Genomic DNA, 26,297 nt, shown 5'->3' on the forward strand with positions numbered 1-26,297 from the left:
GGGGACCGCAACCGATGTCGCAGCCGCCGCAGGGCAGCCCTGGAGGGCGAGGCGGGTTCGGCGCCCCGTACGAGCCGCAGCCGGGGGTCTACGGAGACCCCGCGATGCCGATGCCCCGGGCGCCCGGGCCCGGCGGACGCTCCCGGGGGCGGGCCGCCGCGCTCGTCGCCGCTGTGCTCGCCGGGGTGCTGGCCGTCGGGGCCGGTGTCTGGTTCGCCGTGGGCGACGGTGGCCCCACCGGCGACAAGAAGCCTGTCGCAAAGGAGAGCGCCGCGAAGGAGACCGCCGCGAAGGAGAGCGCCGCTCCCGGGGAATCGGGCCCCCCGGGCGAACGGTCGGTGACCCGGGCCCCCACGGCGGACGACCTCAACGCGCAGCGCAAGCCGGGCGACAGCCGGGTTCTCTTCGTCCAGAAGAACGAAGTGGACCTGCCCGGCGGGGGGACCGAGGTGTACGGCCCGTGGTTCGCCGGGGACCTCGTGACCAGGGCCGCGTACCGCACGCTGTCGGGCCATGCGGTGGCCGACGGGACGGAGAAGTGGAGCCTGCCCCTGGCGACCAGCGTCTGCGCCGCGCCCACCCTGCCGACCACGGACGGGAAGATCGTCCTCGCGCTCGAAAGCGACACCTCGGAGGGCGCGACCTGCGACAGGCTCCAGATGGTCGACCTGGCGACGGGCAAGGCGGGCTGGAGCGCCCGGTTCGAGCGGATCGGCGTCTGGGACGGCCTCTCGGAGGTCAACATGGCCGTCAACGGCGATGTCCTGACCGTCGGGCGCGTCGGCCGTACCGACGCCTTCCGGATCAGCGACGGCAAGCACCTGTGGGACGAACTGCCCGGGAACTGCCAGCCGTTCGGCTTCACCAGCGGCCCCGTGCCGCTCGCCGCCACCAGCTGCCAGGAGGAGGGGCCCGACGACCACGCCGTGCAGCACGTACGGCGCATCGACCCGGCCACCGGCCGCATCCAGTGGTCGCACAAGGTCAAGAAGGGCTGGAAGGTCGACCAGTTCTACTCCGTGGACCCGCCGGTGGTCTCCCTGCGGCAGGGGAGGGAGAAGTGGGGCATCCTGATCCTCGGCGACGACGGCACCCGCCGCAGCGCGCTGAACGGCCCCGCAGCCGACAACTACGCCCCGACCTGCGGGTTCCAAGAGGCGGACCGCGGTCGGAATCTCGACGCCTGCCAGGGCGTCGCCGCCGATGACGACACGTTCTACATCGCCACCGAAGCCGTCGCGGACGACGGCGGCATCTCCAACGCCGTCGCCGCCTTCGCCCTGGCGACCGGCAAGCAGAAGTGGAAGGTCAAGGCCCCCGCCCGCCAGATCCTGATGCCCCTGAGGGTCGAGGACGGCCGACTGCTGATGTACGTGAGCCCGGCCCTGGCCAAGGAGGAGGGCACGGGCAAGGGCGGCGGCATCCTCGCGCTCCCGTCGGGCGGCGGGGACCTGGAGCCGGTGCTGCGGCACCCGGTCGCCGCGACCACGGTCGAGCGCACCTTCTCCCCGCCGCTGGTCGCCTACTCCGGCGGGCGGGCCGTGCTCGTGCAGCCGCTCCTCAGCCGGACCGACGACGAGCAGGAGCAGGAGCAGGTGGTGATGCTCGGCTTCGGTGACTGACCGTCACCCCGGCCGGGGCGTAACGAGGGCATCACGACGCGGTTCTCCCTTGGGAACAGGGGGTGGACCGATCCGGTGTTCGATGGCGGGCGGGTGGTAGAAAGAAGCCCCGCTCGACTGTCGTAACACTGCGGAATCCATGACCGATTCGCTCCTTTCCGAGGGGAATTGACCCTCTCGGAATCGCGGGGGAGACCGAATCGACCACCGGACCGCACGAAGGGGGACGCGCTGATGAGCCAGCCGCCCAGCCAGCAACCGCCGCAGGGAGGCTTCGGGGCTCCGCAGGAGCAGCCGCAGGGGACTCCTCAGCCGCCACCGCCCCAGGACCTGCCGCCCGCCCAGCCGCCGCAGCCCCCGGCCGGAGCCCCGCAGCCCCCGGCCGGACCGCCGCAGACCCCGCCCCCTGGCGCACCCCCGGCGTACGGCTATCCGCAGACGCCCCCGGGCGGCCAGCCCGGCTACGGCTACCCGCAGCAGCCCGGCCAGGCGCCCGGACCGTACGGCCAGCAGGCCCCGGGCCCGTACGGCCAGCAGCCCGGCCCCTACGGCCAGGAAGCCCCCGGACCGTATGGCCAGCAGGCCCCCGGTCCGTACGGCCAGCCGACGCAGCCCGGCTACGGCTACCCGCAGCAGCAGTACCCCGGCGCCCCCGCTCCCGGCGGTCCGGGCTCCGGCGGCGGGTTCCTCAAGGGGAAGACCGGCATCGTGGTCGCGGCGGCGCTCGCCGTGGTCCTGGCCGCCGGGGCGGGCGTCTGGTTCGTGGTGAGCGGCAGCGGCGACGACGACAAGAAGTCCGCGGCGGGCCAGAGCACCGGGCCCGTCGACCCCAAGGCCCCCAGCGGGTCCCCGACGGTCGACGAGGGCGACGGCAGCGGCGACGGCCGGGAGGCGAGCGACGACCTCAACGCCGGGCGTAAGCCGGGCGAGGCCAAGGTCGCCTGGCTCCAGAAGAACGACATCGACCTGCCGCGCAACGGCTCCTCCGTCCACGGTCCCTGGTTCACCGGCGACCTGGTCGTCAAGGCCATGTACCGGGGGGTCTCGGCCTACTCCGTCGCCGACGGCAAGCAGAAGTGGACCCTCCCGCTCCCCGCCGACGTGTGCGCGACGCCGAACGCGCCCACCACCGACGGTAAGATCGTCATCGGGGTGAAGGACGGCACCACGGACAAGGCCAAGTGCTCGCTCCTCCAGATGATCGACCTCAACACCGGCAAGGCCGGCTGGAAGAAGGAGATCAAGAAGAACGGCACCTGGGACTTCCTCTCGGACATCGGTCTGGCGATCAGCGGGGACACCGTCGCCGTCGGGCGCACCGGCAACTCCAACGCCTACCGCGTCAGCGACGGCAAGGAGCTCTTCGGCACCCCCGAAGGCAACTGCAAGCCCTACGCGTTCGCCGGCGGGCCGAAGCTCATCGCCGCGGTCAACTGCCGCACCGACGACATCAAGAACCCGCAGCAGCAGGTCCAGGAGCTGGCCCCGGACAGCGGCAAGCCCAAGTGGACGTACCAGCCGCCGCGCGGCTGGGAGATCAGCAAGGTCTACTCGGTCGACCCCATCGTCGTCAGGCTCGACCACGACAAGAAGAAGCAGTGGGCCATCGCCGCGCTCACCGACAGCGGCAAGCTCCGCTCCCAGCTCTCGCCCGCCAAGGGCGACACCCTCACCGCCGACTGCGGGAGCGGCTTCGCGGTCTTCGGCAAGAAGCTCGAAGGGTGCAGCGGCATCGCCGCCGACGCCAACACCCTCTACATGGCGACGAAGGACGAAGGCAGCGGGTCCGCCCGGACGAACAAGGTCATCGCCTTCGACCTGAACACCGGCAAGCCCAAGTGGGAGGCTCCGGCCCCGGCCGGGCGCGTCCTGAAGCCGCTCCGCATGGAGGGCGGCGAGCTGGTGCTCTACATGCGGCCGAAGTACGACGCGAGCGGGGCGGTCGTGACGCTCGCGGCGACCGGCGGCAAGCCCAAGACGCTGCTTCAGCACCCGACGTCGACCGGTCGGATCGAGAACGGTTTCTTCTCGGCCAAGGTCGCCTACGAGGGCGGCCGCTCCTTCATCTTCAGCGAGCGCGTGAGCGCCGGCAACGACAAGGAAGAGCTGGAGCAGACGACGCTGCTGGTGTTCAGCAAGTGACGGCCCGCAACGGCATCTGAACGCGTCCGGCCCCCTCCGGGCCGGACGCGCCCCCCACACCATTCGCCTTCCGCTTCTCCTGTTCTCCCGAGGTACGCACGCCATGACGCAGCCGCCCCAGCCGCCCCAGCCACCCAACGAGCCTTCGAACACACCGAACCAGCCGCCGCAGCCGAACACGCCCCCGGCGCCGCCCGCAGGTCCGCCCGCCGGTGGTTTCGGTGCGCCGCAGGACCCGCCGCCCGGCGGGTTCGGCGAGCCGACCCCGCCGCCCGCGGACCCGTACGCCAAGCAGCCGCAGCAGCCGCCGGCCCCGCCCGCCGGGGGCTACGGCACCCCGCAGCCGCCTCCGCAGGGCGGCTACCCCACCCCGCCCGCACCGCAGCCCGGCTACGGCTACCCGCAGGAGCCCCAGCCCCCGCAGCCCGGCTACGGCTACCCGCAGGGCCTCGGCGGTCAGCCCGGTCAGCCCGGTCAGCCCGGTCAGCTCGGTCAGCCCGGTCACCCCGGGATGCCGCAGCAGGGCTACGGCTACCCGACCCAGCCCATGTACGGTGCCCCGCAGCCCGGCGCGGGCGACGGCAGTGGCGGTGGCGGCAAGAAGTTCAGCACCCAGATGCAGATCATCCTCGCCGCGGCCGTCGCCGTGGTGCTGATCATCGGCGGGGGCCTCATCTACGCCAACACCGGCGGCGGTGACAAGGACGGCGGCGACAACCAGGCCTCCTCGTCCGGCAGTGAGGGCAAGGGCGGCGAAGGCAAGGGCGGCGAAGGCAAGGGCGGCGAGGGCGGCGGCCTGGCGGGCGGTGACGAGAAGGCGCCCGCCAACACCAAGGCCAAGGTCGCCTTCCAGGTCCCCGAGCCGAAGGTCACCGAGGTCACCTCGGTCAAGGGCTCCTGGCTCACCGACAAGGCGTACGTCAAGAGCGGCGTCAGCGAGGTCACCGCCTACGACCCGGACAAGGGGACCAAGCTCTGGACCCTGCCGCTGGCGGGCGAGGTCTGCGCCGCGTCCCGGCACATGAGCAAGGACTACAAGACGGCCATCGTCTTCGAGGAGTCCAAGGCCACCAAGGAGAACAAGTACCCCTCCTGCAACCAGGTCGGTGTCATCGATCTGAACACCGGCAAGATGCTGTGGAGCAAGGGCATCACGGCCGCCACCGGCGGTGACAAGGAGATCCGCTTCGATGAGGTGACCATCAGCGGGACCACCGTCGCCGCAGGCGGCACCCGCGGCGGCGCGGCCTTCAAGCTGGACAACGGCGCCGAGCTCTGGAAGCCGAAGGTCGGCGCGGACGGCTGCTACGACACCGGCTACGCGGGCGGCGAGGCCCTCGCGGTGGTCCGCAAGTGCGGCTCGTACGACAGCCCGCAGCTCACCATCCAGGCGCTGAACCCGACGACCGGTGCGCCGCTGTCCTCGTACCAGATGCCCGAGGGCGTCGACTACGCGTCCATCGTCTCCACCAAGCCGCTGGTGGTCGCGGCCGACGTCGGCGACACCGCCGGTGACGGCAGCAGCATCTCCGACTTCTTCTCCATCGACGCGGCGACCGGCAAGCTGATCGTGCGCATCTCCGCCGACGCGGACCTGTACGCGGCGCGCTGCGGCGCCACCGACGTCGAGAGCTGCCAGCACATGGCCGTCGGCAACAACAGGCTCTACCTGCCGACCGAGGAGCACGACGGCACCGGGGAGTACGGCAAGACCAACGAGATCGTCGCCTTCGACCTGAAGACCGGCAAGCTGCTGGGCGGCCGCGCGGACGCCGGTGACAACTACACCCTGATCCCGCTCCGGATGGACGGCACCGACATCATCGCGTACAAGGAGCCCCCGTACGACAAGGGCGGCCAGATCGTCTCCATCGACGGCGAGACCTTCAAGCAGACGCTGCTGATGGAGAACCCGAGCGACGAGGCGGTCCGGTCCGCGGAGAGCCGGTTCACCACCGACCACTCCGAGGTCCTCTACTCCCAGGGCCGGCTCTTCAAGTCCAGGATGCTCATCAGCGAGCGCAGCGGCAGCGACCTCGACCGGAAGCTCTACCTCGTGCTCGCCTTCCGCGCGGAGTGATCTCCCGTCCCTCCCGCGGCCGTTCCTGAGGGCGCGGCGCACCGATCAAGGCCCCGCCGGTCGATCACCGACCGGCGGGGCCGATCGTTTTCCGCCCCGCGGTGATCGCCGGAAGTCGGTCAACGAGCCCCGAATAGCGCAGAATTCGGCATTCTGGGGGGCTTCTCCCCGGTAAGGGCCGCGCAACGCCGAACAAGCGTGTAGCTTGCCGGGTCAGGAGGCCGGGGGGCCGCCGACCGGGGCGTAAAAGGGCACTTGGGGGCTTGATCGATGGGCGTGCGGCTCATGGTGGTCGACGATCACCGACTGCTCGCCGAGGCACTCGCCTCGGCGCTGAAACTGCGCGGGCACCGGGTGATCGCCGCCGCCGCTCCCACGTCCGGGGCAGCGGAGCTGGTGGTCAGCCGGGCCCCGGAGGTCTGCCTCTTCGGTACGGCCTCGCCCGCCGCCCCGGGCGTCTTCGACCCGATCGCGCGGATCGGCCAGGAGCGCCCGCAGGTGGCGGTGGTGGTCCTCGGGCCGGTGCCCAGCCCGCGCGGGATCGCCGCCGCGTTCGCCGCCGGGGCCGCCGGGTACGTCCGGCACGACGAGCGCATCGAGGGTGTCGAGCGGGCCATGCTCAAGGCGCGGGCGGGGGAGAGCGCCATCGCCCCCCAGCTGCTGCGGGGTGCCTTCGCCGAGCTGCTCAACCCCGCGGAGCAGCCCGACGACGAGGGGCGGCGGCTGCTGCGGATGCTCACCCCGCGCGAGGCGGAGGTCCTGGTGCGGGTCGCCGATGGCGAGGACACCCGGCTGATCGCGGCCGGGATGGACATCGCCCCGAGCACCGCCCGCACCCATGTCCAGCGGGTCCTGATGAAGCTGGGGGTCGGCTCCCGGCTGGAGGCGGCCGCCCTCGCGGCCCGTACGGGCCTGCTGGAGCGGGCGGCGGGCAACGGCTACGCGCCGCAGGGGCCGTGCGCCCCCGGACGGGACGGGTGACGTAGGGGCCCTTGATCCGAGACCGCCGCGCCCCGCCGAGCGCGACCTCGGTGGACCTCCGGACCATTGACCGAGGGTGTTTGTTCGTGGTTTGTTGTGTGCGCTTATGTTGGCTGGGGGGACGGGCGGAGGGCCCTGGTGAAGAAGACGGTTACGACGCTCGCCGACGGCCGTGAGCTGATCTACTACGACTCCGCCGACGGCATCGTCCGCGACGCCGTCGACCACCGTCCCCTCGACGCCGTCTCGACCTCGTCCGAGATCCGCCGCGACCCGCTCCTCGGGGACTCCGTCGCCATCGCCTCGCACCGGCAGGCCCGCACCTACCACCCGCCCGCCGACGCCTGCCCGCTCTGCCCCACCCGGGACGGCCGGCTCAGCGAGATCCCCGACAGCCACTACGACGTCGCCGTCTTCGAGAACCGCTTCCCCTCCCTCGCCGGGGACTCCGGCCGCTGCGAGGTCGTCTGCTTCACCTCCGACCACGACGCGTCCTTCGCCGACCTCACCGAGGAACAGGCCGCCCTCGTCCTCACCGCCTGGACCGACCGCACCGCCGAGCTGGGCGCCCTCGACCAGGTCACCCAGGTCTTCTGCTTCGAGAACCGGGGCGCCGAGATCGGCGTCACCCTCGGCCACCCGCACGGCCAGATCTACGGCTACCCCTTCGTCACCCCGCGCACCGAGCTGATGCTCCGCTCGGCCGCCCGCCACCGCGAGGCAACCGGCCGCAACCTCTTCGACGACGTGGTCGCCCGCGAGGAGAAGGACGGCAGCCGCGTCGTCCTCGCCACCGACTACTGGATCGCCCACGTCCCGTACGCGGCGCACTGGCCCTACGAGGTCCACCTCCACCCCCGCCGCCGCGTCCCCGACCTGCCCGCACTCGACGAGGCGGCGCGGACGGAGTTCCCACAGGTCTATCTGGAACTCCTGAGGCGCTTCGACCGGATCTTCGGCCCCGGCGAGCCGCCGACCCCGTACATCTCCGCCTGGCACCAGGCGCCGTTCGGGGTCCCCGGACGGGAGGACTTCGCCCTGCATCTGGAGCTTTTCACCATTCGCCGTACCTCCGGCAAGCTGAAGTTCCTCGCGGGTTCCGAATCCGGCATGAGTGTGTTCATCAACGACGTGCCGCCGGAAGCCGCGGCCCAGCGACTGCGAGAGGTAGCGAGCAAGTGAGCAACCCCCAGACCGTGAGCGACCCGAAGAAGTACCTGGTCACCGGCGGCGCCGGATACGTCGGCAGCGTGGTCGCCCAGCACCTGCTGGAGGCCGGGCACGCAGTGACCGTCCTGGACGACCTCTCCACCGGCTTCCGCGCGGGCGTCCCGGCCGGGGCCGCGTTCATCGAGGGCCGCATCCAGGACGCCGCCCGCCACCTGGACCCCTCCTACGACGGCGTCCTCCACTTCGCCGCGTACTCCCAGGTCGGCGAGTCCGTCGTCGATCCGGAGAAGTACTGGGTCAACAACGTCGGCGGCACCACCGCGCTCCTCGCCGCGATGCGCGAACACGGCGTGCGCACCCTCGTCTTCTCCTCCACCGCCGCCACCTACGGCGAACCGGTCTCCAGCCCCATCACCGAGACCGACCCCACCGCCCCCACCAGCCCCTACGGCGCCTCCAAGCTCGCCGTCGACCACATGATCAGCGGCGAGGCCACCGCCCACGGACTGGCCGCCGTCTCCCTGCGCTACTTCAACGTCGCAGGGGCGTACGGCAGTTGCGGCGAACGCCACACCCCCGAGACCCACCTCATCCCGCTCGTCCTCCAAGTGGCCCTGGGACGGCGCGAGTCGATCTCCGTCTACGGCGACGACTACCCCACCCCCGACGGCACCTGCGTCCGTGACTACATCCATGTCGCCGACCTCGCCGAGGCACATCTCCTCGCCCTGGACGCGGCTGCCCCCGGCGAGCACCTCATCTGCAACCTCGGCAACGGCAACGGCTTCTCGGTCCGCGAGGTCATCGAGACCGTCCGCAAGGTCACCGGCCACCCGATCCCCGAGACCCCGGCCCCCCGCCGCGGCGGCGACCCGGCCGTCCTCGTCGCCTCCGCCGCCACCGCCGTCGAGCGGCTCGGCTGGCAGCCCTCCCGCGCCGACCTGGCCGGAATCGTCGCCGACGCCTGGGAGTTCGCCCGCCGCGAGGAGCCCGCCACCCCATGAGCGCGACCGTCGAGCAGACCGGCCCCGACCCCGCCGCCATCTTCACCGAGCTGTACGGGGACGAACCCCACGGCGTTTGGTCGGCACCCGGACGGGTGAACCTCATCGGCGAGTACACCGACTTCAACGACGGCTTCGTCCTGCCGCTCGCCCTCCCGCACGCCGCCCGCGCCGCCGTCTCCGCCCGCACCGACGGCGTCCTGCGGCTGCACTCCGGCGACGTGCCCGGCGGCGTCGTCTCCCTGCGCGTCGAGGAGCTGGCCCCGCACTCCGGCCACGGCTGGGCCGCCTACCCCGCCGGCGTCGTCTGGGCGCTGCGCGAGGCGGGCCACCCGGTCACCGGCGCGGACATCGCCCTGACCTCCACCGTCCCCACCGGTGCCGGGCTCTCCTCCTCCGCCGCCCTGGAGACCGTCACCGCGCTCGCCCTGAACGACCTGTTCGAGCTCGGCCTCAGCGGACCCGAACTCGCCGTCGCCGGCCGCCGCGCCGAGAACGACTTCGTGGGCGTGCCCTGCGGGATCATGGACCAGATGGCGTCCGCCTGCTGCACCGAGGGCCACGCCCTCCACCTGGACACCCGGGACCTCTCGCTGCGCCAGGTCCCCTTCGACCTTGCCGCCCAGGGCCTGACGCTCCTGGTCGTCGACACCCGGGTCAAGCACGCCCTCGGTGACGGGGCGTACGCCGAGCGCCGGGCCGGGTGCGAGGAGGGCGCCCGGCTCCTCGGGATACCCGCGCTGCGGGACCTCCCGTACGCATCGCTCGACGCGGCGCTCACCACCCTCGCCGGTGCCGGGGCGGACGAGTCCGTCATCCGGTACGTGCGCCATGTCGTCGGCGACAACCGCCGCGTCGAGCGGGTCATCGACCTGCTCGACGCGGGCGACGTCCGCGCCGCGGGCCCGGTCCTGAACGAGGGCCACCGCTCGCTCCGTGACGATCTGCGGGTCTCCTGCCCGGAGTTGGACCTCGTGGTCACGGCGGCGAACGAGGCGGGGGCGCTCGGGGCGCGGATGACCGGTGGCGGTTTCGGCGGCTCGGCGGTCGTCCTGGTGGAGGCGGCGGAGGCCGGCACGGTCGCCGAGGGCGTCACGAAGGCGTTCGCGGCGGCCGGACACGCGGCCCCCGGCATCTTCGCCGCCGTCCCCTCGGCGGGCGCGCGCCGCCTGCGGTGAACCGGGGCGCTCCCGTGCTCACAGGCGCTTGGTGAGGATGAACTCCGTGACGCCGGGCGGGTAGTCCTCGACCCGGCCGATCTCCTCGTACCCCTGCTTCCGGTAGAAGTCCGGGGCCTGGAAGTCCCAGGTCTCCAGCCGGGAACGGGTGCAGGCGCGCTCGGTGCGGGCCGTCCGCTCGGCCTCGGCGAGCAACCGCGCACCGAGGCCCGAACCCCGGTGCGGGGCGTCGACCCAGAGCAGGTCGACATGGAGCCAGTACGCCCAGGTTCGCCCGGTCAGCCCGCCCGCGAGACCCCCGTGCTCGTCCAGCGCCCAGACCTCCAGCGGAACTTCGTGCTCGACCGAGGTGCTGAGCAGAGCGCGCAGACCGGCCGAGGCCGTGACGTTGTCCTCGTGCAGACGCCCGCTCAGCAGAATGCGACGTTCTTTGTCTACTTCTGTCTCAAGACGGAACATGCAGCACACCCTAAGACCCACCGGGGACGGCCAGTTCCGCGAATCGCCCTCCCCCTGGGGCCCCCGCCCGTACGCTGATCCCAGCACCGGTGGGGGCCGGTGCTGAGATCAGGGGGCGAGAGAGTCGGGTACGGCGCCCGGGGCGGGGCAGGCAGGCGGTGTGACGGCGGCGGCCGTCGGCAGCGCGGGCCGACCCGGAGGTTCCGGACGCCGTACCCGCAGCTGTCCGCCCCCGCTGATGGGGGTGTCTGTGGCTCGAATCCGGGTTCTGGTGGTCGACGACCACCGCATCTTCGCCGAGTCGCTCGCGGCGGCCCTGGCCGCCGAACCGGACGTGGACGTGTCCGCGGCGGGCAACGGCCCGGCCGCGCTGCGCGCGCTGGAGCGAGCGGCCGCCGAGGGGCGCGCGTACGACGTGATGCTGGTCGACGCCGAGCTGGGCGCCCTGACGCCCGACGGCGCGCCCGCCGTCGCCGTGCCCGCGCCCCGGCAGGGCGAGCCGGGCCTCGTCGACGGCATCTCGCTGGTGGCGGGTGTCCGTTCGGGGCGCCCCGCCGTACGGTCGGTGGTGCTCGCCGAGAAGGACGACCCGCGGTGCGCCGCCCGGGCGCTCCAGGCCGGGGCCTCGGGCTGGGTGGCCAAGGACTGCTCGCTGCAACGGCTGCTCGCGGTGATACGGGGAGTGCTGCGCGACGAGACGCATCTGCCGCCCGCCCTGCTCACCGGCGTCCTGCGGGAGCTGACCGCCGCCCGTAAGCACCGCACCGAGAGCGAACGGCTGGTGGAGTCGTTGACGCCCCGGGAGCGCGAGGTGCTGCGCTGCATGGTGGCGGGCCTCGGGAGGAAGGCGGTCGCCGAACGGCTGTTCCTGTCCCCGCACACCGTCCGCACCCATATGCAGAACGTGCTGGGCAAGCTCGGGGTGCACTCGACGCTGGCCGCGGTCGCGCTGGCCCGCCGGGCGGGGGTCGGCCCCGCCGATCCGGCAACGCCCCCGCTAGCCGGGGATGTTGTCGAACGGGGCGGTCAACTGGCGCAGTAGCCCGGCCAGTTCGCCCCGCTGCTGGCGGGAGAGCTCACCGAGGATCGCCCGCTCCTGGTCGAGCAGCCCGGCCAGCGACTGATCGGCCTTGTCGCGCCCCTCGGCCGTGAGCCGGACGAGGACGCCGCGGCGGTCGCTCGGATCGGGCAGCCGCTCGACGAGGTTCTTCTTGGTGAGGCGGTCGATCCGGTTGGTCATCGTGCCCGAGGTGACCAGCGTCTGGGTGAGGAGCTGCCCGGGGGAGAGCTGATACGGGGGCCCCGCCCGGCGCAGCGAGGTGAGCACGTCGAACTCCCACGGCTCCAGATTGTGCTCGGCGAAGGCTATGCGTCGGGCCCGGTCGAGGTGGCGTGCCAGACGGGAGACGCGACTGAGCACCTCGAGTGGTTCCACGTCGAGGTCGGGGCGCTCTCGGCGCCATGCAGCGACCAGTCGGTCGACCTCGTCCTCCATGTCGATCAGTGTAGAGGGTCTGTCGACATGAAGTCTCTTGAATTCAAGTGTCTTGACATCAAGAGACTGTGGGCGTGATCCTGATGCCCATGACCGCACCCGACCGCCCCACCTGGGATCCGCAGCAGTACCTGCGTCACGCGGACCACCGCACCCGCCCCTTCCACGACCTGCTGGCCCGGATCGGTGACCTCCCCGGCCACCCCGCGCCCCGCATCGCCGACCTCGGCTGCGGCGCGGGCAACGTCACCGCGCTCCTCGCGGACCGCTGGCCGAGCGCCCGCATCACCGGCTACGACAACTCCCCGCAGATGCTCGCCGAGGCCGCCGCCCACGCCCGGCCGCCCCTGCTCGACTTCGCCGAGGCCGACGCCGCCACCTGGACGCCCACCGAGACGTACGGACTGATCGTCTCCACCTCCGCCCTCCAGTGGATTCCCGGCCACGCCGACCTCTTCCCGCGCTGGCTGGACGCCCTCGCCCCCGGCGGCACCCTCGCCTTCCAGCTCCCCGGCAACTTCGCCGCCCCCAGCCACGCCCTCCTGGCCCGGCTCCGCGACTCCGACCGCTGGCGCCCCCGCCTCCACGGCACCGGCGACCGCAGCGCCGCCGCCCTGGAACCCGTCGACTACCTCACCCGCCTGAGGGACCTCGGCTGCACCGCGGACGTCTGGGAGACCACCTACCTCCAGACCCTCCACGGCGACGACGCGGTCCTCGACTGGGTCAAGGGCACCGCCCTGCGCCCCGTCCTCACCGCCCTGGCCGACGACCCCGAGGCCCGCGACGCGTTCGTCACCGAATACCGCGACCTGCTCCGCGAGGCGTACCCGCCGGGCCCGTACGGCACGGTCTTCCCGTTCCGCCGCATCTTCGCCGTCGCCCGCAAGGGGAAGTGATGCCCGTATCCGCCGGCCTCGCCGCCGTCGACCACGTACAGCTCGCCGCCCCGCCCGGCTACGAGGACGCCCTGCGCGCCTTCTACACCGACGCCCTCGGCATGACCGAGATCCCGAAACCCCCGGTGCTCACCGCCCGCGGCGGCTGCTGGTTCGCCTCCGGCCCGGTCCAGCTCCACCTGGGCGTCGAGGAGGACTTCCGCCCGGCGAAGAAGGCCCACCCGGGCCTGCGCGTGAGGGGGATCGTGGAGTACGCGGCCCGCCTGGAGGCCCACGGAGTCCCCACGGAATGGGACGACGACCTCCCCGGCCACCGCCGCTTCTACGCCCACGACCCCGTCGGCAACCGGCTGGAGTTCCTGGAGCCGGACACGTAACCGAAGGGCCCTACAGCTCCTTGAGCGCGTCCCCTGAGATGTCGATGTCCACGGGGAACGGCACGCCCGTCTTCAGCCGGTCGTGGTGGATGCCGGTCAGCGCGTACGCCTTCGTCACCGGGTCCAGCTCGTAGACCCGCACGACGGGGTGCTGGTCGGTGCCGGTCATCTCCACCAGCCAGAAGTGCGGGATGCCGGCGGTCGCGTACTTGTGCGGCTTGGCCTCGCGGTCGCGGGCCTCGGAGTCGGAGGAGACGACTTCCACGGCGAGGAGGACGTCGGCGGCGGCGTACGACGTCTGCTCCATCCCCTTTTTGTCAGCCTCGCTGCGAACGACGGAGACATCCGGCTCCGGCCCGTTGCGCCGGTCCAGCACCACGGTCATCTCGCGGCGGACCTTCACCTCCGGCGGTGCCGTACTGCGCAGTCCCATCACCAGCAGATCGATCACCATGCTGTGAAACTTGCGCTGCGGACTCACGAAAACCAGGCTCCCGTCGATCAGCTCTGTGTGCGGCGGGAGATCGGGCAGCGTGAACAGATCGTCCACGGTGTATCCGTCCTGCGGGGGCACCGGCCAGCGGGAGCTGTGCGCGGTGGTCGGCTCGGCGGTCATGGTTCCTCCCATGGACGAATCCTCTGCCCTGCCGACCACACTACGGCGGGATATCCACAGCCGTCAGTCATCACAACGGGTGACGAGCCGCGAAACAGCGACGGGGCCAGCCCGCACCGGAACGCGGTCAACTCTTCCGGTGCCCTATCAGCCGCGGCTTCGCCTCCAGGTTCTCCAGCCCGTGCCAGCACAGGTTCACCAGATGCGCGGCCACCTCCGCCTTCTTCGGCTTGCGCACGTCCAGCCACCACTGGCCCGTCAGCGCCACCATCCCCACCAGCGCCTGCGCGTACAGCGGGGCCAGCTTCGGATCAAAACCCCGGGCTTTGAACTCCAGCCCCAGAATGTCCTCCACCTGCGTGGCGATATCGCTGATCAGCGACGCGAACGTGCCCGTCGACTGAGCCACCGGCGAATCCCGCACCAGAATCCGGAAACCGTCCGTGTACGACTCGATGTAATCCAGCAGCGCGAACGCCGCCTGCTCCAGCAGCTCCCGGGGATGCCCCGCCGTCAGCGCCCCCGTCACCATGTCCAGCAGCTGCCGCATCTCGCGGTCGACCACGACGGCGTACAGGCCCTCCTTGCCGCCGAAGTGCTCGTACACCACCGGCTTGGACACCCCGGCGCGCGCCGCGATCTCCTCCACCGACGTGCCCTCGAAGCCCTTGTCGGCGAAGAGTGCGCGCCCGATGTCCAGCAGCTGTTCGCGGCGCTCCTTACCGGTCATCCGGACCCGCCGGGTCCGGCGGGTGGAGGAAGTCCTGCTCTTCGCGCTGCTCGTGCTGCCGTCTGTCGCCACGTCGTCAATCATGCCGCGTCGGCCGGTACGGACCTGCGCCGGGAGTCGACGCGTGCGGCGTCCGGCCACCGCACGTCGTACGCCCAGCCCAGCTTCTCGAACCAGCGGATCAGCCGGGCGCTGGAGTCGATCTGCCCCCGCATCACCCCGTGCCGGGCACTCGTCGGGTCCGCGTGGTGCAGGTTGTGCCAGGACTCGCCGCACGACAGCACCGCCAGCCACCACACGTTCCCCGACCGGTCACGCGACTTGAAGGGGCGCTTGCCGACCGCGTGGCAGATCGAGTTGATCGACCACGTCACGTGGTGCAGCAGCGCGACCCGCACCAGCGAACCCCAGAAGAACGCCGTCGCCGCGCCCCACCACGACATCGTCACCAGCCCCCCGACCAGCGGCGGAATCGCCAGCGAGACGATCGTGAAGGTCAAGAAGTGGCGCGAGACGGCCCGGATCGCCGGGTCCTTGATCAGATCGGGGGCGTACTTCTGCTGCGGAGTCTGCTCCTCGTCGAACATCCAGGCGATGTGCGCCCACCACAGCCCCTTCAACAGAGCCGGCAGGGTCTCCCCGAACCGCCACGGCGAATGCGGGTCACCCTCCGCGTCCGAGAACCGGTGATGCTTGCGGTGATCGGCCACCCACCGCACCAAGGGCCCCTCCACCGCCAGCGAACCCGCCACCGCCAGCGCGATCCGCAACGGCCGCTTCGCCTTGAACGCACCATGCGTGAAATACCGGTGGAAACCGATCGTGATGCCGTGGCAGCCGATGAAATACATCGCCACCATCAGCCCGATGTCCAGCCAGCTCACCCCCCACCCCCACGACATCGGCACCGCCGCGACCAGAGCCAGGAACGGCACCACGATGAACACCAGCAGCGCGAACTGCTCGATCGACCCCTTCTTGTCCCCACCGAGCGTGGCGGGCGGAAGGGCGGAAACGGCAAGTGATGGATCGGTCTCGTCGATCACATCGGGAGTGCTCGGCATAACGGAGGTCCCCCGGAGGGTGAGGAAGCAGTACACGGACCGCCGTGGCTACGGTTCCGTAACCTACGGCTTGGTAAGTATGGCAGTGACGGGCCCCACAACACGAGAACCCGGTCCAGTCCGTCACCGGCGATACCCCAGGCCTTCCGCGGGGTAGGGCACCCCTGCCGACGGCGTTCGTCCCCGCCCACCAGGGCAGCGGACACGCCGTCTGCGACGACACCTATCCTGGGAGGGTCGGACAGCGCGGTCCGCACCCGCTCGTCGGGGCGTGGCGACAGCACCGCTGCCAGCCGCCGGGCCCCGGACCCCGCCCACCCGTCCCCACCACCACCCACGTGGGCGACGGCGAAGCGAACGCACCTCCTCATTTCACTGCAAGGAGCCGCACACTGTGAGCAGTGCCGACCAGACCCCTGCCGCCAGCACCGCCCTGCGCGCCGACATCCGCCGCCTCGGCGACCTGCTCGGCGAGACCCTCGTACGCCAGGAGGGCCAGGAACTCCTCGACCTCGTCGAACGGGTACGCGCCCTGACCCGCACCGACGGCGAAGCAGCGGCCGCACTCCTCGGCGACACGGACCTGGAGACCGCCGCACAACTCGTGCGCGCCTTCTCCACCTACTTCCACCTCGCCAACGTCACCGAGCAGGTCCACCGCGCCCACGAGATGCGCGACCGCCGCTCGGCCGAGGGCGGCCTGCTGGCCCGCACCGCCGACCGGCTCAAGGACGCCGACCCCGAGCACCTGCGCGAGACGGTCAAGAACCTCAACGTCCGCCCCGTCTTCACCGCACACCCCACCGAGGCCGCCCGCCGCTCCGTCCTCAACAAGCTCCGCCGCATCGCGGCCCTCCTGGAGACCCCGGCCATCGAGGCCGACCGCCGCCGCCTGGACCTCCGCCTCGCCGAGAACATCGACCTCATCTGGCAGACCGACGAACTCCGCGTCGTCCGCCCGGAGCCCGCCGACGAGGCCCGCAACGCCATCTACTACCTCGACGAACTCCACGCCAACGCCGTCGGCGACGTCCTCGAAGACCTCGCCGCCGAGCTCGAACGCGTCGGCGTCGAACTCCCCGCCGGCACCCGCCCCCTCACCTTCGGCACCTGGATCGGCGGCGACCGCGACGGCAACCCCAACGTGACGCCCGCCGTCACCTGGGACATCCTGATCCTCCAGCACGAGCACGGCATCACCGACGCCCTGGAGATGATCGACCACCTCCGCGGACTCCTCTCCAACTCCATCCGCTACGCCGGAGCCACCGAGGAACTCCTCACCTCCCTCCAGGCCGACCTGGAACGCCTCCCCGAGATCAGCCCCCGCTACAAGCGGCTGAACGCCGAGGAGCCCTACCGCCTCAAGGCCACCTGCATCCGGCAGAAGCTCGTCAACACCCGCGAGCGCCTCGCCAAGGGCACCCCCCACCGCCCCGGCTGCGACTACCTCGGCACCGCCGAGCTCCTCGCCGACCTGGAACTCATCCAGACCTCCCTGCGCGAACACCGCGGCGGCCTCTTCGCCGACGGCCGCATGGACCGCACCATCCGCACGCTGGCCGCCTTCGGCCTCCAGCTCGCCACCATGGACGTCCGCGAACACGCCGACGCCCACCACCACGCCCTCGGCCAGCTCTTCGACCGGCTCGGCGAGGAATCCTGGCGCTACGCCGACATGCCCCGCGACTACCGGCAGAAGCTCCTCGCCAAGGAACTGCGCTCCCGCCGGCCGCTGGCCCCCACCCCCGCCCCCCTCGACGCGGCGGGCCAGAAGACCCTCGGCGTCTTCCACACCATCAAGGAAGCCTTCGAGCGCTTCGGCCCCGAAGTCATCGAGTCCTACATCATCTCCATGTGCCAGGGCGCCGACGACGTCTTCGCCGCCGCCGTCCTCGCCCGCGAAGCCGGACTCGTCGACCTTCACGCCGGCTGGGCCAAGATCGGCATCGTCCCGCTCCTGGAGACCACCGACGAGCTCAAGGCCGCCGACGTCATCCTCGACGCGATGCTCGCCGACCCCTCCTACCGCCGCCTCGTATCCCTGCGCGGCGACGTCCAGGAGGTCATGCTCGGCTACAGCGACTCCTCCAAGTTCGGCGGCATCACCACCTCCCAGTGGGAAATCCACCGCGCCCAGCGCCGCCTGCGCGACGTCGCCCACCGCTACGGCGTACGCCTGCGCCTCTTCCACGGCCGCGGCGGCACCGTCGGCCGCGGCGGCGGCCCCTCCCACGACGCGATCCTCGCCCAGCCCTGGGGCACGCTGGAAGGCGAGATCAAGGTCACCGAACAGGGCGAGGTCATCTCCGACAAGTACCTCATCCCCGCCCTCGCCCGCGAGAACCTGGAACTGACCGTCGCGGCCACCCTCCAGGCCTCAGCCCTGCACACGGCACCCCGCCAGTCCGACGAGGCCCTCGCCCGCTGGGACGCGGCCATGGACACCGTCTCCGACGCGGCCCACGCCGCCTACCGCAAGCTCGTCCAGGACCCCGACCTCCCGGCGTACTTCCTCGCCTCCACCCCGGTGGACCAGCTCGCCGACCTGCACCTGGGCTCGCGGCCCTCCCGCCGCCCCGGCTCCGGCGTCTCGCTCGACGGCCTGCGCGCCATCCCCTGGGTCTTCGGCTGGACCCAGTCCCGCCAGATCGTCCCCGGCTGGTACGGCGTCGGCTCCGGCCTCAAGGCCCTGCGCGAAGCCGGACTCGACACCGTCCTCGACGAGATGCACGAGCAGTGGCACTTCTTCCAGAACTTCCTCTCCAACGTCGAGATGACGCTCGCCAAGACCGACCTGCGCATCGCCCGGCACTACGTCGACACGCTCGTCCCCGACGAGCTGAAGCACGTCTTCGAAGCCATCGAGGCCGAGCACGCCCTCACCGTGCAGGAAGTCCTGCGCATCACCGGCGGTGAGAAGCTGCTCGACACCAACCCGGTGCTCCAGCAGACCTTCTCCATCCGCGACGCCTACCTGGACCCGATCTCCTACCTCCAGGTCTCCCTGCTCGACCGCCAGCGGCAGGCCGCCGAGCGCGGCGACGAGCCCGACCCGCTCCTCGCCCGCGCCCTGCTGCTCACCGTCAACGGCGTCGCGGCAGGCCTGCGCAACACCGGCTGACGCCACCCGCACGGGAACCACAGGCCGACCGGGGCGGCCCTGCTACAGCGCGACGAACGTCGCCACCAGCAGGGCCGCCCCCGCCGTTCCGACCCCCCACGCCGTACGCACCATCCGCAACCCGCCGCCGATCACGAACCCCGCCAACACCATCGCCCCGCCCAACGGCATCCAGGCATGCAGAAAGCCCGGCACCCCCGTGCGGACCACCGCATCGGAACCGGGCCTCACCACCACGGGGAAACGATCCCCCTCACCCGCCGCCACCGACCGCTCCACCGTCACCCGCGCCCGTGCCGACGACGTGGCATCCGGCTCGTACCGACCGGCGCACAGCTCCTCACCGCACTCCGTCACCGTCACCGTGCCGTGCTCACGGCCCTTGGCCAGAACGATGTGATGCGCGGTGTCCCACGACGACCACGCACCCGCCACCAGCAGCACCACGGCAACCAGCCCCATGGCGACCCGACGGCCCACGAGCGCCGCACGCCAAGAAGAGCTCCGCTTCATGGGGGCAGATCCTTGGCCAGGCATCGTCCCCAGGTCAACCTATGGCCGAAAAATGCCCCAGCAGCGAGGGAAATGTCAGGGGATGCGCACGGCGGGAGAACACCGCACGACGACAGCGCCGCACACGACGACGCTCAGGAGTTGTACGCGCTCTGCGCCCGCTCCAGCCCCTCCGCCAACAGACACTCCACCGCATCCGCCGACCGGTCCACCAGGAACGCCAACTCCTTGCGCTCCACCGAACCAAAATCCTTCAGCACAAAATCCGCCACCTGCATCCGCCCCGGCGGCCGCCCGATCCCGAACCGCACCCGGTGATAATCCGGCCCCATCGCCTTCGTCATCGACTTCAGCCCGTTGTGCCCGTTGTCACCACCACCCAGCTTCAGCCGCAGCATCCCGTAATCGACATCCAGCTCGTCATGGACCGCCACCACATGATCCGTCGGCACCTTGTAGAAATCCCGCAACGCCGAAACCGGCCCACCCGACAGATTCATGTACGACATCGGCTTCACCAGAATCACCCGACGGCTCGCAGGCCCCGGCGGACCGATCCGCCCCTCCACCACCTGCGCCTGCGCCTTCTGCGCCCGCTTGAACCTCCCGCCGATCCGCTCCGCGAGCAGATCAGCGACCATGAACCCGACGTTGTGCCGGTTCGCCGCATAGTCAGGACCCGGATTGCCCAGGCCCACGATGAGCCAGGGGTCGTTGGCGTCGGACATCAGCGCTCGGTCTCCTCACAAGCCGGGGGATCACAGGGAAACGGGGCGGCGGCTCCCCCGGAAGGGAACCACCACCCCGTCAGTCAAGCAGGTGGAACGGGAGCGGCCAGGCTCAGGCCTCCGCGCCCTCGGCCGCGGCGGCCTCAGCGCTCGGCTCCTCGGCCTGCGCGGCGACGACCTGGATCACGACAGCGTCCTCGTCACCGGCCAGCGTGGAACCCTTCGGCAGCGCGATGTCCTTGGCGAGGATCGAGTCACCGGCGTCCAGGCCCGCGACGGAGACCGTCACGGACTCGGGGATGTGGGTGGCCTCGGCCTCGACGAGCAGCGTGTTCAGCACGTACTCAAGCAGGTTGGCACCCGGCGCCAGGTCGCCCTCGGCGTGCACCGCGATCTCGACGTTGACCTTCTCGCCGCGCGTCACGGTCAGCAGGTCGACGTGCTCGATGGTGCCCTTGAGGGGGTGACGCTGCACAGCCTTCGGGATGACCAGCGCGTCCTTGCCGTCGATCTCCAGACCGATGAGCACGTTCGCCGTACGCAGCGCGAGCAGCAGATCGTGACCCGGCAGCGTGATGTGGACCGGCTCGGCACCGTGGCCGTAGACAACACCGGGAACCTGGTTGGCACGACGGATACGGCGGGCAGCGCCCTTGCCGAACTCGGTACGGACCTCAGTGGCGAGCTTGATCTCAGCCATGGTTGCACTCCTCGTCAGGTGGGTGAGCCGTCAGGCGACGGAACTCGAACGGTCACCCGGCCCACGACAGGCCTGCTACGAAGAGCGCGTCGATAACGGACCGCCGTACACACAGGTACGGCCTCCCTCGCCGAGCAACTCCGTGAGTCTACCCGGCCAGGAGGCCGCACCCAAAGTGGATCAATAACGGACCGGCGTCAGAGCGCTCGGCCCCACCCCTCGAACTCAGCCCTGCTCCTCGAAGAGGCTCGTCACCGAACCGTCCTCGAACACCTCACGCACCGCGCGCGCGATCGTCGGGGCGATCGACAGCACCGTGATCTTGTCGAGCTCCAGCTCACCCGGCGTCGGCAGGGTGTCCGTGAACACGAACTCGCTCACCTTCGAGTTCTTCAACCGATCAGCCGCCGGACCCGACAGCACACCGTGCGTCGCCGTCACGATGACGTCCTCCGCACCGTGCGCGAACAGCGCGTCCGCCGCGGCACAGATCGTGCCACCCGTGTCGATCATGTCGTCGACCAGCACACACACCCGGCCCTCGACGTTGCCCACGACCTCATGCACCGAGACCTGGTTCGGCACGTCCTTGTCACGGCGCTTGTGCACGATCGCCAGCGGCGCGTCCAGCCGGTCGCACCAGCGGTCGGCGACCCGCACCCGGCCCGCGTCCGGCGACACGACCGTCAGCTTCGTACGATCGACCTTCGCGCCCACGTAGTCCGCCAGGATCGGCAGCGCGAACAGGTGGTCCACCGGACCGTCGAAGAAGCCCTGGATCTGGTCCGTGTGCAGATCGACGGTGAGAATCCGGTCCGCACCCGCCGTCTTCATCAGGTCCGCCACCAGCCGGGCCGAGATCGGCTCACGGCCCTTGTGCTTCTTGTCCTGACGGGCATACCCGTAGAACGGCACGATCACCGTGATGGAGCGGGCCGACGCGCGCTTCAGCGCGTCCAGCATGATCAACTGCTCCATGATCCACTTGTTGATCGGAGCCGTGTGGCTCTGGATCAGGAAGCAGTCCGCGCCACGCGCCGACTCCTGGAAGCGCACATAGATCTCACCGTTGGCGAAGTCGAAGGCCTTCGTCGGCACGAGACCGACTCCCAGCTTATGGGCGACCTCCTCGGCAAGCTCGGGGTGGGCGCGGCCGGAGAAGAGCATCAGTTTCTTCTCGCCGGTCGTCTTGATCCCGGTCACAGCACAGTCTCCTCAGACGTGTATCTGGCGCTGCACGCATAGGTCCCGATGTGCAACGAGCCAGCCGAAATGGGTGAGCATCTATCACGGTACGCCGTCACCGGCCTACCTGTTTCCGGTCAGCTTTGTCCTTCGGCTCCCGAGGACGACGCCTGAGCAGCCTGAGCGGCAGCGCTGCCCGGACGCTTCCGGGCCACCCAACCCTCGATATTCCGCTGCTGGCCCCGCGCCACGGCCAGCGAACCGGACGGCACATCCTTCGTGATGACCGACCCGGCGGCCGTGTACACCCCGTCCCCGACCGTGACGGGTGCCACAAACATATTGTCCGAACCGGTACGGCAGTGGGAACCGATCGTCGTGTGGTGCTTGGCGACCCCGTCGTAGTTCACGAAGACGCTCGCCGCACCGATGTTGGTGTGATCACCGATCGTCGCGTCACCGACGTAACTCAGGTGCGGGACCTTCGTCCCCTCGCCGACGGTCGCGTTCTTCATCTCCACGTACGTACCGGCCTTGGCCTTCGTCCCCAGCCGCGTCCCCGGCCGCAGATACGCGTACGGCCCCACCGACGCCCCCGGCCCGATCTCCGCCGAGTCCGTCACGGAGTTGTCCACCCGGGCCCCGGCCCCCACGACGGTGTCCTTGAGCCGCGAGTTCGGCCCGACCTCGCTGTCCTCCGCGAGACGAGTGGTCCCCAGCAGCTGCGTCCCCGGATGCACGACCGCGTCCCGCTCGTACGTCACCGTCGCGTCGATCAACGTGGACGCCGGGTCCACAACCGTCACGCCCGCGAGCATCGCCCGCTCAAGCAGCCGCTCGTTCAGCAGCCGACGCGCCTCGGCCAGCTGAAGCCGGTTGTTGATCCCGAGGATCTCGCGGTGATCACCCGCCACCGACGCCCCGACCCGATGCCCGGCCCCGCGCAGGATCGACAGCACATCGGTGAGGTACTCCTCGCCCTGACTGTTGTCCGTGCGCACCTTGCCCAGCGCATCCCCGAGCAGCCGCCCGTCGAACGCGAACACCCCGGAATTGATCTCCCGGATCGCCCGCTGCGCCTCGGTGGCGTCCTTGTGCTCGACGATCTCGGTCACCGCACCGGTGGCGGGATCGCGCACGATGCGCCCGTAGCCCGTGGAGTCCGGGACCTCGGCGGTCAGCACGGTGACCGCGTTGGCGTCGGCCGCATGCGTGGCGGCGAGCGCGCCGAGCGTCTCGCCGGACAGCAGCGGAGTGTCGCCGCAGACGACGATCACGGTCCCGTCGACACCCCCGCCGAGCTCTTCGAGCCCCATCCGGACGGCGTGCCCGGTCCCGTTCTGCTCCGCTTGGAAGGCGGTGCGCACGGGGGCGTCACCGGCGTTCAGGTGCGCGGTCACCTGCTCACTCGCGTGGCCGACGACCACGACGAGGTGCTGCGGGTCCAGCTCACGGGCTGCGGCGACGACATGGCCGACGAGCGAGCGCCCGGAGATCTCATGCAGGACCTTGGGAGTCTTCGACTTCATGCGGGTGCCCTCACCCGCTGCGAGGACGACGACGGCTGCCGGGCTGGTTGCGCTCACGGATGTGCCCTTCGGCTTCGGGTGGTGGTCATCCGCAGGATACCGGGGGCGTTTCGGCGGGGAACGGGGGCGGGCCCCGACCGGTGTGGTCGGGGCCCGATGCGTGAGCTCCGCCGGCTGGATTCGAACCAGCGTCTCAAGGCTCCAAAGGCCTGCGGGATGCCGCTACCCCACGGCGGATCACGCCTCAACCCTACCGGGTCGATCACCGCCCTTGAGCCGGGAGGTGGCCTCTTCCGCGATCCCCGACCACCACCCTTCGATGCGGCGGTAGAGCGTGGCGCCCTTGGCGACGCGGATGACCAGGCACCCCCGGTACGCCTCGCCCACATTCTTCCGGACCGTCTTCGGATTGTGCTTCTTGAGAGTCGTCTTCTGGAGGGCGGATACGTCGATGCCGACCAGATCGGCCCAGTAGCGTTCGGCCGCCGGGACGTCGGCCGTCTCGTGGATCATCACCCGGTAGGAGAGGCGGTCCCGCCCGACTTGCAGCAGGTCCAGCCAGGCCAGATAGACGGCTATGACGCCCGGGTCGCTGTTGATGAACGTGACGTTCTCGCGCCGGTCGTAGACCTTGTCCTTGCCCCCCTCAGCCCAGTACAGGGCGATTCCGGTATAGAAGAGCTCCTGGTCCGACATGGTCACCGTCTCGTCCCGGGCTGCTGCCTTCGTCCGCTGCCTTTCGGCGTCACGCACCGCCAGCTCGTGGTCCCAGCGCATACGGCCCGCGAGGCGCGCCTGCTCGATGGCGCTACGGCTGCGCTCCGGCTTCGGTAGATCCCGTACCCACAGCGAGATGGACCCTTTGGAGCACCCAAGCTCCACCTGGATCTGGTCGTACGTCATCCCCTGCAGGCGCAGTTCCCGGGCCTTCTCGCGGAGGTCGTCCTTGGCGTTGGGCCGCTTCGTCCATTCCGGGGCGGGCTCGCCCTGGAGGAGGCGGTTGAGGATGTCGTTGTTGTCGACGTGGAGGCGGTCGCGGATCTGGCGGCGGCTGAGCCCCTCCCGGCGCAGCGCCACCGCCTGGGCGCGTAAGCCCTCGAAGTCGGCGTACTTGCTTGTGGTTTCCGTCATACGGTGATCGTCGTCCGGAATGCGAACGTCCGGGTCGAAAGCGCGGTCGATTCGCCATTTCGGGCGATCGGCATCTGTTTCGTGCACGTTCGAACGCGGAACGTGCTGTTGCCGGTCACCGGAAAATGGGGTGCGTCCGCCCGTAGGCTGGATGCCATGACCGCAACGGGGGCAGACCAGGAGGCGGCGGGATCGACCACCCGCGGCTACTGGTGGTGGGAGCGGCGACGCAGTGTCGCCCTGGACGTGGGACTGGCGCTGGTGTCGGCGCTGGAGTGTGGCCTGGAGGGGGTGGAGTTCGCCCGGAGTGCCGGTCTGCCGGTGCCGGTGGGGGTGGTGTTCGGGCTGCTGTCGGGTTCGGTGCTGCTGGTCCGGCGGCGGTGGCCGATCGTCGTGGTGCTGGTGTCGATCGCGATGACACCGGCCGAGATGGGCTTCCTGATGGCTCTGGTCGGCCTGTACACGCTGGCCGCGTCCGAGGTGCCGCGCCGGATCACCGTCGTGCTGGCGGGGATGGCGTTGGTGGGGACGTTCATCGTCACGTATGTGCGGCTGCGGCAGACCGTGGCCGAGCAGGCGGATTTCGGGCCTGGGGACTGGTACGTACCGCTGATGTCCGTCTTCATGGCGGTGGGGCTCACGGCTCCGTCCGTGTTGCTCGGCCTCTACATAGGGGCGCGGCGGCGGTTGATGGAGAGCTTGCGGGAGCGGGCGGATTCGCTGGAGCGGGAGTTGTCGCTGCTCGCGGACCGGGCGGAGGAGCGGGCTGAGTGGGCGCGTACGGAGGAGCGGACGCGGATCGCGCGGGAGATGCATGACGTGGTCGCCCATCGGGTGAGTCTGATGGTGGTCCACGCCGCTGCTCTCCAGGCGGTCGCGCCGAAGGATCCGGCGAAGGCGGTCCGGAACGCGGCGCTGGTGGGGGACATGGGCCGGCAGGCGCTCACGGAGCTGCGGGAGATGCTCGGGGTGCTGCGTGCGGGGGATGCGCTGACCGCGCCTGCCGCTGCGGGCGGGGGTGTGGTGCCGTTGGCTTCGGTGGGGCAGGCGGTGGCCGCGGCTGCCGCTGAGGCGTCGGAGGACGGGCCTCGGCTGAGTGAGCTGGAGGCGCTGGTGGCGCAGTCGCGGCAGGCGGGGATGGTGGTGGAGCTGTCGGTGGACGGTGAGCTGCGGCCGTATCCGCCGGAGGTGGAGCAGACCGCGTTCCGGGTGGTGCAGGAGGCGTTGACGAACGTGCACAAGCATGCGGCGGGCGCGAAGACGTGGGTGCGGCTCGCGCATCGGGAGTCCGAGGTTGCGATGCAGGTGGAGAACGGTCCTTCGGATGCGGCGGCTGCGGATGCGGGGTTGCCGAGCGGGGGGAACGGGCTGGTGGGTATGCGGGAGCGGGTGTTGGGGCTGGGGGGTGTGTTCGTGTCGGGTCCGACGGACTCGGGGGGTTTCCGGGTGTCAGCGGTGCTTCCGGACGGCTTGAGGACCTGACTGGGGGCCTCGGCTCTGGCCCTTCCGGCGTCTGACGGTGGGCCTCAGCCGCTTTCGCCCCTGCGGCGCCTGATGACGGGCCTGGGCC

Annotated in this window: 23 protein-coding genes and 1 tRNA gene; 12 read left to right on the forward strand and 12 right to left on the reverse strand. The window is 70.8% G+C overall.

The genetic code is table 11. The features are described 5' to 3' along the window. The first annotated feature begins 14 nt into the window (after positions 1 to 14). The 7 genes from ACZ5WC_RS17230 to galK all read left to right on the forward strand — a co-directional run bounded on the left by ACZ5WC_RS17230 (position 15) and on the right by galK (position 10,177). Complete coding sequence (locus ACZ5WC_RS17230; protein WP_468541564.1) at positions 15 to 1,622, forward strand: outer membrane protein assembly factor BamB family protein; 1,608 nt, start codon at positions 15 to 17, stop codon at positions 1,620 to 1,622. Positions 1,623 to 1,856: 234 nt separating this feature from the next. After that, positions 1,857 to 3,764 carry an outer membrane protein assembly factor BamB family protein gene (locus ACZ5WC_RS17235; protein WP_468541565.1) on the forward strand — a complete coding sequence of 636 codons (1,908 nt, stop codon included), beginning with the start codon at positions 1,857 to 1,859 and terminating at the stop codon, positions 3,762 to 3,764. Positions 3,765 to 3,867: 103 nt separating this feature from the next. After that, on the forward strand, positions 3,868 to 5,844 hold the full coding sequence (locus tag ACZ5WC_RS17240; RefSeq protein WP_468541566.1) for an outer membrane protein assembly factor BamB family protein: 1,977 nt from the start codon (positions 3,868 to 3,870) through the stop codon (positions 5,842 to 5,844). Between the two features lie 270 nt (positions 5,845 to 6,114). After that, positions 6,115 to 6,825, forward strand: coding sequence for a helix-turn-helix transcriptional regulator (locus tag ACZ5WC_RS17245; protein ID WP_468541567.1), 711 nt, complete (start codon positions 6,115 to 6,117; stop codon positions 6,823 to 6,825). A gap of 138 nt (positions 6,826 to 6,963) precedes the next feature. Next, the gene (gene galT / locus ACZ5WC_RS17250; RefSeq protein WP_468541568.1) at positions 6,964 to 8,007 is read left to right on the forward strand and encodes a galactose-1-phosphate uridylyltransferase; all 1,044 of its coding nucleotides are present in this window, start codon (positions 6,964 to 6,966) and stop codon (positions 8,005 to 8,007) included. A gap of 14 nt (positions 8,008 to 8,021) precedes the next feature. Further along, the gene (galE, locus tag ACZ5WC_RS17255) at positions 8,022 to 8,999 is read left to right on the forward strand and encodes a UDP-glucose 4-epimerase GalE (protein ID WP_468541689.1); all 978 of its coding nucleotides are present in this window, start codon (positions 8,022 to 8,024) and stop codon (positions 8,997 to 8,999) included. Then, a complete protein-coding gene (gene galK / locus ACZ5WC_RS17260; RefSeq protein WP_468541569.1) occupies positions 8,996 to 10,177 on the forward strand; it encodes a galactokinase in 1,182 nt (393 codons plus the stop codon). The genes galE and galK overlap by 4 nt, the downstream gene beginning before the upstream one ends. Before the next feature lie 18 nt (positions 10,178 to 10,195). Here galK and ACZ5WC_RS17265 read toward each other — a convergent pair whose 3' ends face one another. After that, entirely contained in the window at positions 10,196 to 10,636 is a 441-nt protein-coding gene (locus ACZ5WC_RS17265) for a GNAT family N-acetyltransferase (protein WP_468541570.1), read from the reverse strand. 250 nt (positions 10,637 to 10,886) lie between these two features. On the opposite strand from ACZ5WC_RS17265, the gene ACZ5WC_RS17270 reads away from it, so the two are divergent. Continuing rightward, positions 10,887 to 11,678, forward strand: coding sequence for a LuxR C-terminal-related transcriptional regulator (locus tag ACZ5WC_RS17270; protein ID WP_468541690.1), 792 nt, complete (start codon positions 10,887 to 10,889; stop codon positions 11,676 to 11,678). On the opposite strand, the gene ACZ5WC_RS17275 is transcribed toward ACZ5WC_RS17270, so the two are convergent. Then, positions 11,634 to 12,131, reverse strand: coding sequence for a MarR family winged helix-turn-helix transcriptional regulator (locus ACZ5WC_RS17275; protein WP_096630798.1), 498 nt, complete (start codon positions 12,129 to 12,131; stop codon positions 11,634 to 11,636). The two genes, ACZ5WC_RS17270 and ACZ5WC_RS17275, sit on opposite strands and share 45 nt — an antisense overlap. Positions 12,132 to 12,220: 89 nt before the next feature. Between ACZ5WC_RS17275 and ACZ5WC_RS17280 the strand changes: the two genes are divergently transcribed. Together ACZ5WC_RS17280 and ACZ5WC_RS17285 are read left to right on the forward strand one after the other, a co-directional pair. Beyond that, a complete protein-coding gene (locus tag ACZ5WC_RS17280) occupies positions 12,221 to 13,030 on the forward strand; it encodes a trans-aconitate 2-methyltransferase (RefSeq protein WP_468541571.1) in 810 nt (269 codons plus the stop codon). Further along, positions 13,030 to 13,407 carry a VOC family protein gene (locus tag ACZ5WC_RS17285; protein ID WP_468541572.1) on the forward strand — a complete coding sequence of 126 codons (378 nt, stop codon included), beginning with the start codon at positions 13,030 to 13,032 and terminating at the stop codon, positions 13,405 to 13,407. The genes ACZ5WC_RS17280 and ACZ5WC_RS17285 overlap by 1 nt, the downstream gene beginning before the upstream one ends. Positions 13,408 to 13,417: 10 nt before the next feature. Here ACZ5WC_RS17285 and ACZ5WC_RS17290 read toward each other — a convergent pair whose 3' ends face one another. The 3 genes from ACZ5WC_RS17290 to ACZ5WC_RS17300 form a co-directional block, all read right to left on the reverse strand. Beyond that, on the reverse strand, positions 13,418 to 14,023 hold the full coding sequence (locus ACZ5WC_RS17290; protein WP_468541691.1) for a Uma2 family endonuclease: 606 nt from the start codon (positions 14,021 to 14,023) through the stop codon (positions 13,418 to 13,420). 127 nt (positions 14,024 to 14,150) lie between these two features. Beyond that, the gene (locus tag ACZ5WC_RS17295; RefSeq protein WP_096630806.1) at positions 14,151 to 14,837 is read right to left on the reverse strand and encodes a TetR/AcrR family transcriptional regulator; all 687 of its coding nucleotides are present in this window, start codon (positions 14,835 to 14,837) and stop codon (positions 14,151 to 14,153) included. Beyond that, a complete protein-coding gene (locus ACZ5WC_RS17300; protein WP_468541573.1) occupies positions 14,834 to 15,817 on the reverse strand; it encodes an acyl-CoA desaturase in 984 nt (327 codons plus the stop codon). The genes ACZ5WC_RS17295 and ACZ5WC_RS17300 overlap by 4 nt, the downstream gene beginning before the upstream one ends. Before the next feature lie 394 nt (positions 15,818 to 16,211). Between ACZ5WC_RS17300 and ppc the strand changes: the two genes are divergently transcribed. Continuing rightward, entirely contained in the window at positions 16,212 to 18,941 is a 2,730-nt protein-coding gene (ppc, locus tag ACZ5WC_RS17305; RefSeq protein ID WP_468541574.1) for a phosphoenolpyruvate carboxylase, read from the forward strand. 42 nt (positions 18,942 to 18,983) lie between these two features. Here the strand turns inward: ppc and ACZ5WC_RS17310 are convergent, their stop codons facing one another. The 7 genes from ACZ5WC_RS17310 to ACZ5WC_RS17340 all read right to left on the reverse strand — a co-directional run bounded on the left by ACZ5WC_RS17310 (position 18,984) and on the right by ACZ5WC_RS17340 (position 24,727). Beyond that, complete coding sequence (locus tag ACZ5WC_RS17310) at positions 18,984 to 19,454, reverse strand: hypothetical protein (RefSeq protein ID WP_468541575.1); 471 nt, start codon at positions 19,452 to 19,454, stop codon at positions 18,984 to 18,986. Between the two features lie 134 nt (positions 19,455 to 19,588). Further along, positions 19,589 to 20,182, reverse strand: coding sequence for an aminoacyl-tRNA hydrolase (gene pth, locus ACZ5WC_RS17315; protein ID WP_468541576.1), 594 nt, complete (start codon positions 20,180 to 20,182; stop codon positions 19,589 to 19,591). 112 nt (positions 20,183 to 20,294) lie between these two features. Continuing rightward, entirely contained in the window at positions 20,295 to 20,882 is a 588-nt protein-coding gene (locus ACZ5WC_RS17320; protein ID WP_468541577.1) for a 50S ribosomal protein L25/general stress protein Ctc, read from the reverse strand. A gap of 225 nt (positions 20,883 to 21,107) precedes the next feature. Then, a complete protein-coding gene (locus ACZ5WC_RS17325) occupies positions 21,108 to 22,085 on the reverse strand; it encodes a ribose-phosphate diphosphokinase (protein ID WP_096630787.1) in 978 nt (325 codons plus the stop codon). 119 nt (positions 22,086 to 22,204) lie between these two features. Then, a complete protein-coding gene (glmU, locus tag ACZ5WC_RS17330) occupies positions 22,205 to 23,653 on the reverse strand; it encodes a bifunctional UDP-N-acetylglucosamine diphosphorylase/glucosamine-1-phosphate N-acetyltransferase GlmU (RefSeq protein WP_468541578.1) in 1,449 nt (482 codons plus the stop codon). A gap of 108 nt (positions 23,654 to 23,761) precedes the next feature. Then, positions 23,762 to 23,833, reverse strand: a tRNA-Gln gene (locus ACZ5WC_RS17335). Then, complete coding sequence (locus tag ACZ5WC_RS17340; RefSeq protein ID WP_468541579.1) at positions 23,834 to 24,727, reverse strand: hypothetical protein; 894 nt, start codon at positions 24,725 to 24,727, stop codon at positions 23,834 to 23,836. 156 nt (positions 24,728 to 24,883) lie between these two features. On the opposite strand from ACZ5WC_RS17340, the gene ACZ5WC_RS17345 reads away from it, so the two are divergent. Then, positions 24,884 to 26,209 carry a sensor histidine kinase gene (locus tag ACZ5WC_RS17345; RefSeq protein WP_468541692.1) on the forward strand — a complete coding sequence of 442 codons (1,326 nt, stop codon included), beginning with the start codon at positions 24,884 to 24,886 and terminating at the stop codon, positions 26,207 to 26,209. The last annotated feature ends 88 nt before the right edge of the window (positions 26,210 to 26,297 follow it).

The sequence above is a fragment of the Streptomyces sp. NPDC033165 genome (genome assembly GCF_055577965.1).

What these genes read in the sequence shown, in the direction of transcription:
- ACZ5WC_RS17295 (WP_096630806.1), bottom strand. Translation starts at nt 14,837, where the DNA reads ATGATTGACGACGTGGCGACAGACGGCAGCACGAGCAGCGCGAAGAGC.
- ACZ5WC_RS17285 (WP_468541572.1), top strand. Translation starts at nt 13,030, where the DNA reads ATGCCCGTATCCGCCGGCCTCGCCGCCGTCGACCACGTACAGCTCGCC.
- ACZ5WC_RS17280 (WP_468541571.1), top strand. Translation starts at nt 12,221, where the DNA reads ATGACCGCACCCGACCGCCCCACCTGGGATCCGCAGCAGTACCTGCGT.
- ACZ5WC_RS17290 (WP_468541691.1), bottom strand. Translation starts at nt 14,023, where the DNA reads ATGACCGCCGAGCCGACCACCGCGCACAGCTCCCGCTGGCCGGTGCCC.
- ACZ5WC_RS17340 (WP_468541579.1), bottom strand. Translation starts at nt 24,727, where the DNA reads ATGACGGAAACCACAAGCAAGTACGCCGACTTCGAGGGCTTACGCGCC.
- ACZ5WC_RS17265 (WP_468541570.1), bottom strand. Translation starts at nt 10,636, where the DNA reads ATGTTCCGTCTTGAGACAGAAGTAGACAAAGAACGTCGCATTCTGCTG.
- ACZ5WC_RS17235 (WP_468541565.1), top strand. Translation starts at nt 1,857, where the DNA reads ATGAGCCAGCCGCCCAGCCAGCAACCGCCGCAGGGAGGCTTCGGGGCT.
- ACZ5WC_RS17300 (WP_468541573.1), bottom strand. Translation starts at nt 15,817, where the DNA reads ATGCCGAGCACTCCCGATGTGATCGACGAGACCGATCCATCACTTGCC.
- ACZ5WC_RS17345 (WP_468541692.1), top strand. Translation starts at nt 24,884, where the DNA reads ATGACCGCAACGGGGGCAGACCAGGAGGCGGCGGGATCGACCACCCGC.
- ACZ5WC_RS17245 (WP_468541567.1), top strand. Translation starts at nt 6,115, where the DNA reads ATGGGCGTGCGGCTCATGGTGGTCGACGATCACCGACTGCTCGCCGAG.
- ACZ5WC_RS17240 (WP_468541566.1), top strand. Translation starts at nt 3,868, where the DNA reads ATGACGCAGCCGCCCCAGCCGCCCCAGCCACCCAACGAGCCTTCGAAC.
- ACZ5WC_RS17320 (WP_468541577.1), bottom strand. Translation starts at nt 20,882, where the DNA reads ATGGCTGAGATCAAGCTCGCCACTGAGGTCCGTACCGAGTTCGGCAAG.
- ACZ5WC_RS17275 (WP_096630798.1), bottom strand. Translation starts at nt 12,131, where the DNA reads ATGGAGGACGAGGTCGACCGACTGGTCGCTGCATGGCGCCGAGAGCGC.
- pth (WP_468541576.1), bottom strand. Translation starts at nt 20,182, where the DNA reads ATGTCCGACGCCAACGACCCCTGGCTCATCGTGGGCCTGGGCAATCCG.
- ACZ5WC_RS17230 (WP_468541564.1), top strand. Translation starts at nt 15, where the DNA reads ATGTCGCAGCCGCCGCAGGGCAGCCCTGGAGGGCGAGGCGGGTTCGGC.
- ACZ5WC_RS17310 (WP_468541575.1), bottom strand. Translation starts at nt 19,454, where the DNA reads ATGAAGCGGAGCTCTTCTTGGCGTGCGGCGCTCGTGGGCCGTCGGGTC.
- galK (WP_468541569.1), top strand. Translation starts at nt 8,996, where the DNA reads ATGAGCGCGACCGTCGAGCAGACCGGCCCCGACCCCGCCGCCATCTTC.